Below are 15668 nucleotides of genomic sequence, written 5' to 3'. Positions count from 1 at the left end.
ATCGCCCGGGCGCCCCCGGGCTTATCCACTTTTGCCGCCGATGCCCGCATGCGCCTGACTACGATCAAACTCGCCGGCTTCAAGTCCTTCGTGGACCCGACGACGCTCCATTTGCCGACCAATATGACCGGCGTCGTAGGTCCGAACGGCTGCGGCAAATCCAACATTATCGATGCGATCCGCTGGGTGATGGGCGAGAGCGCGGCCAGCCGCCTGCGCGGCGACTCGCTCACCGACGTGATCTTCTCCGGCTCCAACGCGCGCAAGCCGGTGGGCCAGGCCACGGTCGAGCTGATCTTCGATAACGCCGATGGCACCATCCAGGGCGAATACGGGCAGTACGCCGAGATTTCGGTGAAGCGCCAGGTGACGCGCGACGGGCAGTCGGCGTACTACCTCAATGGCGCGCGCTGTCGCCGCCGCGACATCACCGATCTGTTCCTGGGCACGGGTTTGGGTCCGCGCAGCTACTCGATCATCGAGCAGGGCATGATCAGCCAGATCGTCGAGGCGGCACCCGACGAGTTGCGCACGCACCTGGAAGAAGCCGCCGGCATCTCCAAGTACAAGGAGCGCCGCAAGGAAACCGAGAGCCGCATCAAGTCCACCCGCGAAAACCTCGACCGCGTGCGCGACGTGCGCGACGAAGTGGACAAGCAGCTCGAACACTTGAACCGCCAGGCCCGCGCCGCCGAACGCTGGAAGGCGCTGAAAGAAGACCAGACGCGCAAGGAAGCCGAACTGCGCGCGCTCGAATACCGCGGCCTGAAGAGCCAGCACGACAACGAAGGCTCGGGCCTGTCCGCTGCCGAGATCGAGATCGAAAAGCACGTCGCCACCCAGCGCCATTTCGAGGCGCAGATGGAGACGGTGCGCGAGCGTCACACCGACGCCACCGACCATTTGAACAAGGTGCAGGCCGAGGTCTACAAGGTCGGCGCCGAGATCGCCCGCGTCGAACAGCAGGTGCGCTTCAACCGCGAAACCGCCGATCGACTGCAGCGCGCGCAGGGCGAGACCGAGCGCGAACACGCCGAGTTGGCCGAACACATAGCCAACGACCGCACGCAGGTGGAAACGCTGCGCATGGCGCTGGCTGAGGGCGAGCCCAAGCTCGAAGCCCTGCAGCAGATGCAGGACGACACCACCGAGTCGCTGCGCGATACCGAAACCAAGCTGGCCGACTGGCAGCAGCGCTGGGATTCGCATACCCGCACGGCGGGCGAATCCAGCCGCGCCGCGGAAGTGGAGCGCACCAAGCTCAATTACCTCGATCGCCAGTCGGTCGACCTGTCGCGTCGCCGCGAAGCGCTGGAGACCGAACAGAAAGCCACCGACATCGCCGCGCTCGACGCCGCGTCCGAACAACTGCTGGTCGAACACGACACGCAGCGCGAACGCGTCGAATCGCTGGGCAGCCTGCTCGATCAGCACAAGTCTGCGCACGAAAAGGTGCTGGACGAAGAGCGCCAGGTGCAATCCTCGCTCAACGAGGCACGCCAGCAATTGCAGACCGCGCGCGGGCGTCACGCCTCGCTGGAAGCGCTGCAGCACGCTGCGCTGGGCCAGGAAGAAAGTGCGGCGAGCGGCTGGCTCTCGCGACTGGGTCTGGACAAGTCACGCCGCCTGGGCGAATCGCTGCAGGTGGAAGCGGGCTGGGAAACGGCCGTCGAAACCGCGCTGGCCGGCTTCCTCGATGCCGTGCTGGTGGACGAATCGCACGCGCTGGCGACTGAATTCGGTGCGCTGGACAATGCGGACGTGGCTTTGGTCAACGGCGCCGACGGTGGCGTGAATACTGCTGGCACGCTGGCGGCCCATGTGCGCGGTCCGGCCGCTGCGCTGACCATCCTCAATCACGTGCTTACCGCCGATTCCATCGAGCACGCGCACCGGATCGTGGCGGGTCTCTCGGCGCTGGCGCCGTATCAGTCGGTGATGACGGCCAGCGGCGAATGGCTGGGTCCGGGCTGGGCGCGCGTGCGCCGCGCGCAGGGCAACCAGGTCGGCGTGCTGGCGCGCGAGCGTGATTTGCGCACACTGGCCGAACAGATCCAGGCGCTGGAAGAGCGCATCGAAGAAGCCACCAATACGCTCGATGATCTGCGCACGAGCAAGTTCGAAGCCGAACGCGCGCGCGACGATGCGCAGCGCGAGCTGTACAACGCGCACCGTCGTCAGTCCGAACTGGCCGGTCAGGTGCAAAGCCATCGCGGCAAGATGGAAACTGCCCGTGCACGCGCCGAAAAGGTGACCGGCGAACTCAATGACTTGATCACCCAGCTCGACGAATTGCAGACGCAGACGCGCGATGCGCGTGCGCGCCTGGATGAATCCGTCGGCCATATGGGCGACCTGGAAGACCAGCGCCGCGAGCTGGAAAACGAACGCCGCGCCTTGCTCGAAGCACGCGAAGAAGCGCGCATGAACGCGCGTGAGGCAGCCGATCAAGCGCATGCATTGGCGCTGTCGATGGAGTCGAAGCGTTCGTCGCTGAGTTCGCTGGAACAGTCGCTGGCGCGCATGGACACCCAGATGCGCCAGATCGAAGCCCGCCGTACCGAAATCGCCGACCAGCTGGCGGCCGGTTCCGATCCCATCGCCGAACTGGAAGCCGAGCGCCAGACCTATCTCGATCAGCGCCTGCTGGTCGACAAGCAGTTGGTGGAGGCGCGTCGCGGCCTGGAAGACTGCGATCTCGAATTCCGTCGCCTGGAACAAGAGCGTCAGCGCATCGAGCAGCTGTTGCAGGGCCTGCGCGAAGGGCTGTCGCAGAAGCGCCTCGCCGCACAGGCGTTGCAGCTGCGCGCCGAGCAGTTGGCCGAGGCGATCACCGCCTCCGGTCTCGAACTGGAACCGCTGCTTGCCGAGCTCGCCGAAAATGCCGACGCCAGCCAATGGCGCACGCAGCTGGTCGAGATCGGCCAGAAGATCGTGCGGCTGGAGCCGGTCAATCTCGCCGCCATCCAGGAACACGCCGAGCAGAGCGAGCGCAAGACGTATCTGGATAATCAGCTGACCGACCTGGTCAGCGCCATGGAGACGCTGGAGGCGGCGATCAAGAAGATCGATCGCGAAACGCGCCAGCGCTTCAAGGAAACCTTCGACCGCGTCAACGCCGGCGTGCAGGAGTTGTTCCCGCGCCTGTTCGGCGGTGGCCACGCGTACCTGGAACTCACCGGCGACGATCTGCTCAACACCGGCGTGGCGATCATGGCGCGTCCGCCGGGCAAGCGTGTTTCCAACATCACCCTGCTGTCGGGTGGCGAAAAGGCGCTGACCGCGGTGTCGCTGGTGTTTGCCATCTTCGGCCTCAATCCCGCGCCGTTCTGCCTGCTGGACGAGGTGGACGCGCCGCTGGACGAAGCCAACGTGGGTCGCTTCTCCAACATGGTGAAGGAGATGAGCGAGAAAGTTCAGTTCATCTTTGTCAGTCACAATAAGGCCACCATGGAAGCAGCCTCCCAGCTGTGCGGCGTGACCATGCGCGAAGCAGGCGTATCGCGACTCGTGCAGGTGGACCTGGCTGAAGCAGCTAAACTTGCGGGAGCAGCTTGAGGATTTGATATGACCGTGCAACCCGTACTCGCTTTTGCCTGGAATGCCGCCGTTGGCGTTCCCATGCTCATCGTCGGCCTGATTGTTCTGGCAGGACTGTGGCTGTTTGGCCAGCCCAGGAAAGAGCAGGGCAAGCGACGGGTGATCGTGACAGCCTCGGGCGAACGCCGCGAGCCGACCTTTGGTACCGAAGGCGATATCTCTACCGAGCCGTCCTTCAGTGCGCACGACGATTTCCGCATGGACGAACTCGACGCCCGCCAGCAGCCCCATCAGGGTGAGCTCGATGTCGGTTTGCGTGAGGAACTGGAACGCCTTGGCGCCACGCTCGCGGGCGGCAAGGACAGGGTCGAGCCGGCGCCAGTCGGTCGCTCGCTGGGCGCGGCGGCATCGATTGTCGATGCCTTGCGCGCACCGCCGGAGCAGTTCGAGCAGAGCCTGGCGCAGGCGACGGGTGCCGATCAGGTGACCGCCCCGCGTGTACACGAGCCTGAGCCCGTAGCCGTTGCCGCGCCGGCGCCCGCACCGGCGCCGGAGGCGCCTCGCGTGCCGCAGCGTTCCGACGTGGGTCGTCGTCCGGAACGCCTGCCGGTCGAGCGTATCGTCACGCTGTTCGTGGTGGCGCGCGAAGGCAATGTGTTCAACGGCGCCGACCTGATTGTGGCGGCCGAAAAGACCGGCCTGGAATTCGGCGACATGGGCATTTATCACCGCCTGGTGGACGGCAAGCGCGAGCTCGGTCCGATCTTCAGCGTCGCCAATATGGTCAAGCCGGGCAACTTCGACCTGAGCCGCGTCGATGCCATGCGCACGCCGGGCCTGAGCTTCTTCATGACGCTGCCGGCGCCGATTCCCGCGCTGGACGCATGGGACGCCATGCTGCCCACCGCGCAACGTCTGGCCGAGCTGCTGGACGGCCAGGTGCTGGACGAGGAGCGCAACGCCCTCGGCCGCCAGCGCGTGGCGCATATCCGCGACGAACTGCGCGGCTGGGACCGCGATCACGAAGGTCGGGAAATCACCTTCGGGCGTTGAGGCCTGTAAAGGCCGTCCGGACAAGCTCTCCCTTGTGGCGCACGCTTTGTGCGGCCAGGTCCTCCTTTGTAGGAGCGCACTTGTGCGCGACCGGGCGCCGCTACGTAGCCACGTCTGGTCGCGCACAAGTGCGCTCCTACAAGGGAGGGGATGGGTGGTGATCTGCGGGGCATCCGTTCAACAACAACCTTGCGTACAACCGCCGCCTCAGACACAGTCAGCACCAAGGAGGGAACATGGCCTGCACCTTGTTGCGTCGCCTTGCCTGTCTGGGGCTGTTGGCGCTGGCTGCCTGCACCCATTCGGATCTTCGTCCCGATTACCCCCGCGTTCCCAGCACGGTGCTGCCGGTCCAGCCGGATGCGCCGCTGGAGGCGTATGCCAAGCGCATCTCTGCGCAACATGGCAGCGACAGCGGCCTGCGCCTGATCAGCGATTCCAACGACGCCTTGCTGGCGCGCATTGCGCTGGCCAACCGCGCCGTGCACTCGCTCGACCTGCAGTACTACATGTTCCATTCCGATGCGACCGGCGGCTTGCTCGCGCAACGCCTGTTGGCCGCCGCCGATCGTGGCGTGCGGGTGCGCCTGCTGCTCGATGACTTGCACGTGGCCGGCAACGACGACGTGCTGCGCATTCTGGATGGCCATCCGAATATCCAGATACGACTGTTCAATCCCTTTCTGGATCGCAGTACGTCGAGCTTGAGCATGGGCATGCAGTTTGCCGGCGATTTCTCCCGCCTCAACCGGCGCATGCACAACAAGGCGATGATCGCCGACGGCGCCATGGCGATCGTCGGCGGCCGCAATATCGGCGATGAATATTTCGACGCGAACGACAGCGTCAATTTTCGCGACCTGGATGTGCTGACGATTGGCCCGGTGGTGGCCGAGGTCGGGCAGATGTTCGATCGGTACTGGAACAGCGAACAGTCATTCCCGATCGGCGCGTTTCATCGCAAGACGCCCAGCCCCGAGAAGTTGGCGCAGCTGCGCAAGACCATGGCGGCGAGCGCGCGCCAGTTCAGCGAGAGCGGCTATGCACAGAGCCTCGTCGCCCGCGTGGGCGACCTGGTACATGAGGCGCCAGCTACGTCGTGGGCCTGGGGCACGGCCACGTATCTCGCGGACGATCCGGAGAAGGGCAATCCCGCGGCCGACGGCAAGGATCTGCATATGGCCCCGCAGATCCGCGCCTGGATGGATGGGGCGCAGCAGCGGCTCACCTTGATCTCCCCGTACTTCGTGCCCGGCGACAAAGGTGTGGCCTACTTCAAGGGCATGTGCGACCGCGGCGTCGAGGTGTCGATACTCACCAACTCACTGGCATCGACGGACGCCGGCAATGTCTACGTGGCCTATGCGTCCTATTACACGGGCCTGTTGAAGGCCGGCGTGCATCTGTACGAACTGAAGCCGGACGCGCGAAAGGGCCGTGGCGGCAGCAGTTTCTTCGGCTCGTCCTCCGGCAGCAACAGCTTGCATGCGAAGGCCATGGTGGTCGACGAGCAACATGCCTTTGTCGGTTCGATGAATCTCGATCCGCGCTCGGTCCACATCAATACCGAGGACGGCGTCATCGTGGATTCGCCGGGGCTCGCCAAGGCGCTGCTGGCGATCTTTGCCGACGCCACCAAACCGGTCCACAGCTACCAGGTCCTGCTGGACGACAAGGGCAGCGTGTACTGGGTGGGCAAGGGGCCGGGCCAGTCGGACGTGCGTTACGACCACGCACCCGAAACCAGCTGGTGGCGGCGCTTCAAGGTCAATGCCGGCGGCCTGCTGCCAATCGAAAGCCTGCTCTGAACCAGCCCTTGAAGTCCGGGACGGTCGGCCCTATGATTGAGTGGTCACTCAATTATTGATCCCCATGGCCCGCCCCCGCAGCGAAGACAAGCGCAATGCCATCCTTGATGCCGCAACCCAGGTGTTTGCGGAGCAGGGGATCAATGCGCCGACCTCAAAGATCGCCCGCACCGCGGGCGTGGCCGAGGGCACGCTGTTCACCTATTTCGACAGCAAGGACACGCTGCTCAACCAGCTGTACCTGGAGCTGAAGGTGGACATGCGCGAGGCGATGCTAACGGGCTATCCGCGTCGCGCCAGCATCCGCGAGCGGGCGGCCCATGTCTGGCGCACTTATATCGACTGGGGCGTGGCGCATCCGCAGGCTCGAAAGGTGATGGCGCAACTGAGCGTGTCCCAGTGCATCGCGCCCGAAACCAAGGCGACCGGCTCGGCGCCGTTCGGCGATGTGCAGGGCATGTTGAAGGAGGCCATGGCCAAGGGCGTGTTGAAGGAGCTCGACCCCGCTTTCGTGGGCGCGCTGCTCACGTCGCTGGCGGAAACCACCATGGATTTCATCGCCCGCGAACCGGAGCGGGCAGAGCAGTATCGATTGGCAGGCTTCGAGGCGTTCTGGAACGCCATCGGCAAAGCCTGATTTGTTTTGACCATTAAATGAGTGTGTAATCACTCAATAGAGAGGATGTCATGTCAAAGGTATGGTTGGTAACGGGTAGTGCGCGCGGCTTGGGTCGCGATATCGCCGAAGCAGTGCTGGCCCATGGCGATCGCCTGGTGGCCACCGCGCGTCGTCCGGAACAGCTGGCCGATCTGGTCGAGCGTTACGGCGAGCAGGTGCGGGCCGTGGCATTGGATGTGGCCGATCCGGCGGCAGGACGTGCCGCAGTGGATGCGGCGGTCAAGGCGTTTGGCCGTCTGGACGTCCTGGTGAACAACGCCGGCTACGGCCACGCGCGCCCGTTCGAGCAAAGCGATGAAGACGACTTCCGCGCGCAGATCGAGACGAACTTCTACGGCGTGGTGAATATGACGCGAGCCGCGCTACCGGTGATGCGTGCGCAGAAGTCGGGCCACATCCTGCAGATTTCCTCGGTAGGCGGGCGCATTGGTACCCCGGGACTTTCCGCATACCAGTCGGCCAAGTGGGCCGTGGGCGGCTTCACCGAAGTGGTGGCTGCCGAAGTCGAGCACCTGGGCATCAAGCTGTGCTCGCTGGAACCGGGCGGCATGCGCACGGACTGGGCCGCCGAGGCCAACAGCACTTTGGGCGATCTGCTGCCCGACTATCAGGCCTCGGTGGGCGTGTTCCGCGAACGCCTCAAGGATGCGCTGGGCAAACAGGCGGGCGATCCGGCGCGGGTGGCGCAGGTGGTGTTGAAGATGGGCTACCACGAGCAGCCGCCTCGTCATCTGCTGCTGGGCAGCGATGCCTTGCAGTACTTCGGCCAGGTGGACGCCCAGCGCATCAGCGCAGCCGAGCGCTGGCGCGAGGTGAGCCTTTCCACGGGCTATGACGTGGACGCCATCCCGGCGTTTCCCGCGTACTAACAGCGGCTGGCACAGGAGATCCGGACGTGAAAATCATACTGTTTGGCGCGTCCGGCATGGTCGGCCAGGGCGTGCTGCGTGAATGCCTGGCGGCACAGGATGTGGAAGAAGTCCTGGTGCTGGGACGAAGTTCGCTAGGAGTGCATCACCCCAAGCTGCGCGAGCTCGTGCATCAGGACTTCTTCGACTATGCGTCGATCGAACCGCAGCTGCATGGTTACGACGCCTGCTTTTTTTGCCTGGGCGTGAGTGCGGCGGGCATGGACGAGGCGACTTATACCCGCCTCACCTACGAGCTGACGCTGGCGGCGGCCAGCACGCTGGCGCGGCTCAATCCCTCGATGGTGTTCGTCTATGTGTCGGGCGCCGGCACCGACAGCACGGAGCAGGGACGCAGCATGTGGGCGCGGGTGAAAGGGCGCACGGAGAACGCGCTGCTGCGCCTGCCCTTCCGTGCGGTCTACCTGTTTCGTCCGGGCTTCATCGAGGCGGTGCATGGCGAGCGTTCGAAGACCACGATGTCCCGCGTGGTCTACGCCGTGACGCGACCATTGGTGCCCGTGCTGCGGGCGCTGTTTCCGCGGCAGATCCTGAGCACGGTCACCATTGGCCAGGCCATGCTAGCGGTGGCCAGGGCGGGCGGACCCAGCCCCGTGCTGGAGTGCCCGGACATCGACCGGGCCGCCGAGCAGGGCTGATCCAGGCCGTGGCCCTAAGGTGTTAGTGCGCGGAGCGGACGAATGGCGTAGCGTGGCGCGGCGTTCAACCGGCGGCGGGTGCTACGGTTCGGCCCGCCTTGTCTGCGACCTCTCTGGCGACGAGTGCCCGCATGCGCTCAGGTATTCCCGGCAAACCGCGCTCGACTCGTGGCCACCGCCTGGTCTGGATGGCGTGTGTGGTCTTGTTGGCGGCGTGCAGCAGTCTTTCGCGGCAGCCAAAGAATGATGCCCTGAACGAAGCACGCCACCTGTGGCGTGACACGGCGGCCGTCCAGCGCAAGGACCTTGCCGCCCGCAACTGGCTGCATTGCGCCGTGGTGGCTTACCAGGCCTCGGAGCAGGGGAGCGCGGCCCAGCAGGCGGAAGCCCAGACGCTTGCCGACAACTGCACGCATGAGTTGCTGGGTTATCTGTTGGACGTCAAACCTGACCCGTGGCGTTCGCAGTCCTTGCGCGTACTGGACGTGCCGCTGCGCGTGGAATTCCGCGATCTGCCCGATAGCCTGGACGATGGGCCGGTGGCCTTGGCGCGCGCCGACGAGGTGACCATTCCCCCGGTGATGGGCGAGCGGTTCGCGACGCCTGGCTATGGCGTGCCGATGGTGGGGTGGCAGAAGCGATGCAACGACAAGCCAATCTGCATGCTCTATCCGCCAGAGGGCATCACCCGGTCGCTTACCGCATGGGTGGAGCCTGGCGCTGACGGTGTTGCCCAGCTGATCGTTTCAGGCATGCGCGAACACCCGGAGATCACCATCGGCAAGCGCAGCGTTCCTCTGGCGACGGATCCCTCTGCGACCCTGGCTGCGCTTTACGATCGTTCGCACATCAACCGGCTGGCCTTGTGGAACCTCATTGGCGGGCGGCAGTTCGCGCTGCGCGAGGGGCTGTATCTGCTGGAAGATTACGATCCGAACAAGACGCCCGTGATCATGGTGCATGGGCTGGGGCGCAGCCCGATGGTGTGGGCGAAGCTGACCAACCTCATCGACGGCGACCCTGATTTGCGGGCGCGCTATCAGATCTGGCACGTGGTCTACCCGACCAACACGCCGCAGTTGCTCAATCGGCTGATCGTGCAACGCTCGCTCGATCAGGCCTGGCATATTCTCGATCCCGATGGCACCGCGCCGGCGCATCAGGACGTGACGCTGATCGGGCACAGTATGGGCGGCGTCATTTCCCGGCTGATCGTGTCCGACAGCAATGATGTGATCTGGAAGGCCGCGTTCGATATTCCCCCAGAGCAGTTGCGCGGCACGCCCGCGGATCTCGCGATCGTGGATTCGGTATTTCGCTTCCATGCTTATCCCGGCGTGACGCGCACGATCTTCCTGGCGGCGCCGCACCTGGGCTCGCCCTATGTCGACAGCCTGATCGGGCAGGTGGCGTTGCGCGTGGTGCACGCCCATGCGCCGGAACTCGATGCCCTGGTCCGCGTGGCGGCGGAAAATCGCGCCCACGAAAATCCTCTGCTGGCCAAGGATTACGAGCAGTACGGCCTGAGCAGCATCAGCACACTGCGCGACGCACAACCCGTGAGTCATGCGGCGCAATCGCTGATGCCCGTCAAGGGTGTTCGCTACTACACGTTTGCCGGCAAGCTGCCAGGCACGGATCCTCCAGGCGACGGCTTTGTTCCGCTCAAGAGCGCGACGATTCCCGGCGCCGTCTCCACTACCGTCGTGAAGGACGGCCACCAGCTCTATCTCAACGATGAAGTGCTGGCGAAGATCCTGGACATCCTTCGCCAGCCTTCAGCGCCGTGATCAGTGGGAGGCGAGTGTCGGAAGCGGGTTTTGCACGGATGATACTTGCGGCAGCGGCAGCTTGATCGGATCCTGCGGCGCCACGATGGCCCACACCAACAGCTTCGCCGCTTGTGTGCTGCTCGGGTTGCGCGTGACCAGATGGTGCGCCCGCGGCGGCTCGTACCAGCTCTGGCCGGCGCCATAGGTTTTCGGTTCCTGCCCTTCGAGCTGCGACACCACCTGGCCTTCGAGCACGTAGGCGAAGATCGAGCCCGGATGCAGATGCGGCGCGGCGCTCCGGCCGGGAGCGAGGGTGACGGTGGCCATCATCGCGTTCTTGCCGGGCACGTCGGGCAAGGCTTGCTTCATCAGCGGCTGGACGGTTTCTTCGCCACCGTCGTGGGCTTGCGCCGTGACGGCGCCGAATGCCATGACCAGCGAGAGGACCAGGGGAGCGAGCGACATTTTCATGGCATCGCTCCGCTCAGGCCGGCAGTTTGCGGAAGGCAATCGCGAAGCGATTCCAGCCGTTGATGGCGACGATCAGCAAGGTGAGGTCGGTCAGTTCTTCTTCGGAGAAGTGCGGCTGCACGGCCTGCCACACGCTGTCGGGCACATGGTTGCTGGCGATCAGGGTGAGCGACTCGGTCCACTCCAGCGCGGCGCGTTCGCGGTCGGTGAAGAACGGTGTTTCACGCCACACGCTCAAGGTCGCCAGGCGGCGTTCGTTCTCGCCCGCCTTGCGGGCATCGGCCGAATGCATGTCCACGCAATAAGCGCAGCCGTTGATCTGCGAGGCGCGCAGGCGGACCAGTTCGATCAGGGATTTTTCCAGGCCGCTCTTGGCGATGCGCTGCTCCAGGCCGACCATGGCCTTGATCGCTTCGGGGCTGGCTTTGTAGAAGTCGAGACGCTGGTTCATGACGGGATCCTCAGTGGGGATTCGGTGGGAAAGTAGAATCAGGTTAGACTTCTCACTGGCCTTCTTAAATGTCCATTTTTGAGATATTTGAGGTAACCACTGATGGACATCCTGCTTACCATCGCCGGCCGCCGGGACCTGGCCGGACAGCTTTACCAGCAACTGCGTGGGGCGATCGTCGATGGACGCCTGGCAGCGGGTTCGCGGCTGCCGTCGACGCGGGATCTGGCCAGCCAGTTGGGCGTATCGCGCAAGACCACGCTCGAGGTATTCGAGCGGTTGATCGCCGAGGGTTTCCTGGTCGCCAGGCAAGGCGACGGCACCTTCGTCGCCGAAGGACTCGCCACGCCGCCGCCCGCCCGAGCCCGCGGCGCCTCATCGCCCAAGGCGGCGAAAGTATGGCAGCGGGTTCCCGAGGCCTTGTCGATGCCCAAGCCCGGCGAACGGCTGCGCTATGACTATCTGGGCGGCGTCACCGACAAGACCCTTTTCCACGCCGATGCCTGGCGCGCCTGCGTGGCGCACGCCTTGCGCACGCAGGCGCGTGGGCGGGGCATGTATCGGGATCCGGCCGGCGAGCAGGAGTTGCGGCTCGCCATCGCGCGCTATCTCGGTTTCAGTCGTGCGGTGGCGTGCAACTGGCAGGACGTGCTGGTGACCCAGGGCGCGCAACAGGCCATCGACCTGGCCGCGCGCGTGATGGTCGAGCGCGGCGACGTGGTCGCGGTCGAAGAGCCCGGCTATCCGCCGGCGCGCGCCAGCATGTTGGCGCTGGGCGCGCGGGTCAAACCGGTACGCGTGGATGCGGAAGGCTTGTGCGTCGACGAGCTCCCCGATGACGCGCGACTGGTCTATGTGACGCCTTCGCACCAGTTTCCGCTCGGCATGCCGATGAGCCTGGATCGGCGCGTGGCCTTGCTGGAGTGGGCGTCGCGTCGCGGCGCACTGATTGTGGAGGACGACTACGACGGCGAATTCCGCTTCGAAGGACGTCCGCTGGAATCGCTCAAGGGCCTCGATCGCAGCGGCGTGGTGGCCTATGTCGGCACGTTCTCCAAGACGATCTTCCCGGAACTGCGCACCGGCTATGTGGTGCCGCCGCCGTCACTCGCCGCCGATTTCCTGAAGGCCCGGCAGATCAACGACTGGCACGGCTGCAGCCTGACCCAGGCCGCGCTGGGCCGTTACATGCTGGATGGCGAGTTCGGCCGCCACGTGCGTCGGGTGCAGAAGCACTACGCCGAACGCCGGGCCGCCTTGCTGGAACACCTGCGCGGCCCCTTGTCCGCGTGGCTGGAGCCGATCGTGCCGGCGGCCGGTATCCACCTGGTCGCCCGGTTGCGTCAAGGCGTGAGTGAGGAAGCGGTGATTTCCCGCGCCCGCACCGCCTCCATCGCGCTCTACGGCATCAGTCGCTTCCACGCCGGGCGGCGCGCGCAACAAGGCCTGCAGTTTGGCTATGGCGACACGCCGGTGCAGGACATTCACGCCTCCATGCAGCAACTGGCTGCCTTACTGGCTAGTGCTTAAGGGGCACTGCCGGCCTTTCGGTTTTACCCAAAAGTATTAGTCGATAGGCCCTGCGAATTCACGCGAATTCAGCATTTGCTTCAGCATGATCGGGTCGCATGGTGAGCAGGGGCGGCACGGTCGCCATGCAGCGAGAACGGCAGGGCTCAGGGAAGGGCGATAGGAGTCCAGGTGTCTCTCCCGCCAGGCTGGCAGGTCGACCCAGGGCGACATCACCGGACGGCGCGGGGGAGGGAGTATGGGCATGCGCAAGATAACGATCAGGTTTCAGGACGTCGCCACTGAGTTAGCCCAGATCAACACGTTGCGTGACGACGTGATGGAGCGCGCCTTCAGCATGCTCGAGCAGCGCCACGACACGCTGGCCGCGATGCTGGTGCAAAGCCTCGGTGATCGCCAGCGCGCGGTGCGCTGGATGTGCCGTCATCAGAATGCGTTCGATGGACGAACCGCTTACGAGTTGCTCGCCGATGGCGAGGCAGACACCGTCTGGGACGAGATCGCGCTACTGAGCGATGCACCGGTATCGGCACGCATCAACGCCGTGCGGATGGCTTACTGAGGGCGTTCCGTTCCGACCGCGACGGGGCTCGGCGCCTTGATCGCCCACACGCTGTTGGCGTTGCCGCTGCGCGCCCTTCGCGTTGCCGCGCGTGCAAGCAGCGCGAAGACGATGCCTAGTGCGATGCCGGTGAGATCGACGCCGATCACGCGCCAGCCGAGCGGCGACCACGCCTGCGTCATGGCCGCAGCATTGCTTGCCAAGTCCACGATAGCCATCGCGGCGGTGAGCGCCGCCGTGACCCACAACAATTCGATCATCGCCCTGGCCACCGGTCGCAGGCAGGCATAGGCACACGCGGCGAGAAAGAGTCCGTAGCAGGCCACGCGCTGCGGCAGGCCGGCATCCACGCCCAGGCGCACCGCGATCCAGGTCGCCACGAACGCGCCTGAAATCGCCAGGCAACTACCGATGCACACGCCGACGGTGGCGCGCGCCATCACCAGCGTCTTGCGCGGCTGCTCCGCATGCCGGCGCTTGCGGCGCGATTCGATCCACAGCAGGTTGCCCGAATAAAACAGGAACGCGCCGGCCAGGCCGAGGATGAAATAAAGCCATTGCACCGTGCGTCCGCCAAAACTGCCGAAATGCAGGCCAAACAGCGAGGCGTAACTGATCCCGTTGACGCTGTATCTATCGCCCACATAGGTGGCCAGCACCGTACCGTCATGCGCCGACATCGCCACGCTGCCGAACGAACCCAGCGTGTGCTGCGATAGGCCGCGCACTTCTGCCACGGCATTGCGATCGCCGTAGTGCACGAAGTGCATATAGTCGGGCTCGAACGTAGTGACGCCGCTTTTCAGCGCTTCGGCGCGTGCGCGTTCGATCAGCGCATCGGTGGACAGCATGCTGGCGTTGGTGCCGCTGACGGTGACCGCCGGCGTGGTGTTGGTGGCCTTGGCGAAGGCGTCGAACAGCTTGCCGTCGAACGCCACCGTGTTGAGCGCGGCCAGCGTGATGCCGAACAGGCAGAACAGCGCTCCGGTCACCGCGAAGATCACATGGAACGGCAGGCTGATCACGCCGATCGCGTTGTGTGCGTCCTGCCAGAGCCGCTTGAGGTTGCGCCCCACGCGCATGGCGAACAGATCCTTCACCAGTTGCGGCAGGTGGATCAGGACGCCCGACAGCAAGGCGAGCCCGTAGATCACGCTGACGATGCCCATCAGATACAGGCCGATCACCGGCAGTCCCAGCGAGTCGTGCAAGGCGTAGACGAAGTCGGCCAGTTCGTTCTCTGCTGCTTCGGCGCGCGGCGCCTCCACCTGGCTGGCAGTAGCAAAACGGCTGCCGTCCTTTGCTTCCCAATACGCATAGGCGGCGTGCGAACTGTCGCGCGCAAGCACGATGCCGAAATCTTGGCGTGCCTCGGGATGATGAGCGAGCAGACGCTCGATCAAGGTGTCCATCGGCACGTTCGCGTCGGCCGCGGCGCGCCAGGGCGGGTTCTGCCAGGCGGCGATGTCGTCGTGGAAGACGGTCAGCGCGCCGGCATAAAAAGCCACGAACAGGGCAAAACCGGCGAGCAGGCCGGCCCAGGTGTGTACGGTCTGGAAGGTACGGATCGTGGCGGCTTTCATCACAACTTCCCTGTATCAGCCGGGCAGGCGCAGCAGCCACAGCGCAGCAAAAACGACGATGTTCGCGCTGCCCATCACCAGCCACGCGCGCGGTCCGCTGCGAAACATATACGCAACGGCCATGAAGGCCGTCCACAGCGGAAAGAACAGGATCAGCGCCGGTATCAGCAAGGCTTGGCCGTGTCCTGGCAGCACATACAGCAAGAGCGCGAGCAGCAGGGCGGCGAGCGGAAAGCCGAGCAACGTGCCGGCGAGGCAGCGGGCGATCATGATTCGCCGACTTCCGCGGCCTCGGTGCGCCACCACGCCAGATACGGCAGCAGTACCCAGGTGAGCATCAGCATGGTCAGCGCCGCGGTGATGCCCGGGCCCACACCGGCAGCATACCGCCAGCAAGCCGTACCCAGGAGCACCATCAGCCAGCCCAGTCCGCGCGCGGAAGCGGGCAGGGATACCGCACGCAGCCGCTGCTGCGCGCTGGCCAGATAGACCAGCACGGCGCCCGACAGGGTCAACAACAGGGCACAAAAGGTGATCACGTCGGCGCCTTGAAACCGCTTTGCACGAGATTGAATATTGAGAATTATTCTCATTTGACGGCAGTGCTGTCAACCGCGCGGGTCGCCGGACGGCAGCGCCGCGCCGATCTGCC

14 protein-coding genes are annotated in these 15668 nt (G+C 65.0%); 9 read left to right on the top strand and 5 right to left on the bottom strand.

The features are described from left to right. Positions 1–48: 48 nt before the first annotated feature. The 7 genes from smc to AB4Y82_RS08215 all read left to right on the top strand — a co-directional run bounded on the left by smc (position 49) and on the right by AB4Y82_RS08215 (position 10437). Positions 49–3558, top strand: a complete 3510-nt coding sequence (gene smc / locus AB4Y82_RS08245) for a chromosome segregation protein SMC (RefSeq protein WP_441602375.1) — start codon at positions 49–51, stop codon at positions 3556–3558. Positions 3559–3567: 9 nt separating this feature from the next. Next, complete coding sequence (gene zipA / locus AB4Y82_RS08240) at positions 3568–4593, top strand: cell division protein ZipA (RefSeq protein ID WP_441602374.1); 1026 nt, start codon at positions 3568–3570, stop codon at positions 4591–4593. A 236-nt stretch (positions 4594–4829) separates the two neighbouring features. Further along, positions 4830–6401 carry a phospholipase D family protein gene (locus AB4Y82_RS08235; protein ID WP_441602373.1) on the top strand — a complete coding sequence of 524 codons (1572 nt, stop codon included), beginning with the start codon at positions 4830–4832 and terminating at the stop codon, positions 6399–6401. A gap of 64 nt (positions 6402–6465) precedes the next feature. Next, positions 6466–7038, top strand: coding sequence for a TetR/AcrR family transcriptional regulator (locus AB4Y82_RS08230; protein WP_441602372.1), 573 nt, complete (start codon positions 6466–6468; stop codon positions 7036–7038). A 50-nt stretch (positions 7039–7088) separates the two neighbouring features. Then, positions 7089–7949, top strand: coding sequence for an SDR family NAD(P)-dependent oxidoreductase (locus AB4Y82_RS08225; RefSeq protein WP_441602371.1), 861 nt, complete (start codon positions 7089–7091; stop codon positions 7947–7949). A 26-nt stretch (positions 7950–7975) separates the two neighbouring features. Next, entirely contained in the window at positions 7976–8647 is a 672-nt protein-coding gene (locus AB4Y82_RS08220; RefSeq protein ID WP_441602370.1) for an epimerase, read from the top strand. A 131-nt stretch (positions 8648–8778) separates the two neighbouring features. Further along, complete coding sequence (locus AB4Y82_RS08215; protein WP_441602369.1) at positions 8779–10437, top strand: esterase/lipase family protein; 1659 nt, start codon at positions 8779–8781, stop codon at positions 10435–10437. On the opposite strand, the gene AB4Y82_RS08210 is transcribed toward AB4Y82_RS08215, so the two are convergent. Together AB4Y82_RS08210 and AB4Y82_RS08205 are read right to left on the bottom strand one after the other, a co-directional pair. Then, positions 10438–10890 (bottom strand): cupin domain-containing protein, encoded by a 453-nt coding sequence (locus tag AB4Y82_RS08210; RefSeq protein WP_441602368.1) that lies wholly within the window; start codon positions 10888–10890, stop codon positions 10438–10440. 13 nt (positions 10891–10903) lie between these two features. After that, positions 10904–11341 carry a carboxymuconolactone decarboxylase family protein gene (locus AB4Y82_RS08205; RefSeq protein ID WP_441602367.1) on the bottom strand — a complete coding sequence of 146 codons (438 nt, stop codon included), beginning with the start codon at positions 11339–11341 and terminating at the stop codon, positions 10904–10906. A gap of 102 nt (positions 11342–11443) precedes the next feature. Between AB4Y82_RS08205 and pdxR the strand changes: the two genes are divergently transcribed. Then, entirely contained in the window at positions 11444–12871 is a 1428-nt protein-coding gene (pdxR, locus tag AB4Y82_RS08200) for a MocR-like pyridoxine biosynthesis transcription factor PdxR (protein ID WP_441602366.1), read from the top strand. A gap of 238 nt (positions 12872–13109) precedes the next feature. Then, the gene (locus AB4Y82_RS08195) at positions 13110–13433 is read left to right on the top strand and encodes a DUF2384 domain-containing protein (protein WP_441602365.1); all 324 of its coding nucleotides are present in this window, start codon (positions 13110–13112) and stop codon (positions 13431–13433) included. On the opposite strand, the gene AB4Y82_RS08190 is transcribed toward AB4Y82_RS08195, so the two are convergent. Genes AB4Y82_RS08190 through AB4Y82_RS08180 form a run of 3 tightly spaced genes read right to left on the bottom strand, consistent with a single transcriptional unit; the run spans position 13427 to position 15555 of the window. Beyond that, entirely contained in the window at positions 13427–15016 is a 1590-nt protein-coding gene (locus tag AB4Y82_RS08190) for a PepSY-associated TM helix domain-containing protein (RefSeq protein WP_441602364.1), read from the bottom strand. The genes AB4Y82_RS08195 and AB4Y82_RS08190 overlap by 7 nt on opposite strands. A 15-nt stretch (positions 15017–15031) precedes the next feature. After that, a complete protein-coding gene (locus AB4Y82_RS08185; protein WP_441602363.1) occupies positions 15032–15286 on the bottom strand; it encodes a hypothetical protein in 255 nt (84 codons plus the stop codon). Beyond that, positions 15283–15555 carry a hypothetical protein gene (locus AB4Y82_RS08180; RefSeq protein ID WP_441602362.1) on the bottom strand — a complete coding sequence of 91 codons (273 nt, stop codon included), beginning with the start codon at positions 15553–15555 and terminating at the stop codon, positions 15283–15285. Before AB4Y82_RS08180 ends, AB4Y82_RS08185 begins: the two co-directional genes overlap by 4 nt. Positions 15556–15668 lie beyond the last annotated feature (113 nt).

This window comes from Dyella sp. 2YAF14 (genome assembly GCF_052114725.1).
Classification (GTDB): domain Bacteria; phylum Pseudomonadota; class Gammaproteobacteria; order Xanthomonadales; family Rhodanobacteraceae; genus Dyella.
This window is presented reverse-complemented; position numbering and strand designations above follow the sequence as displayed.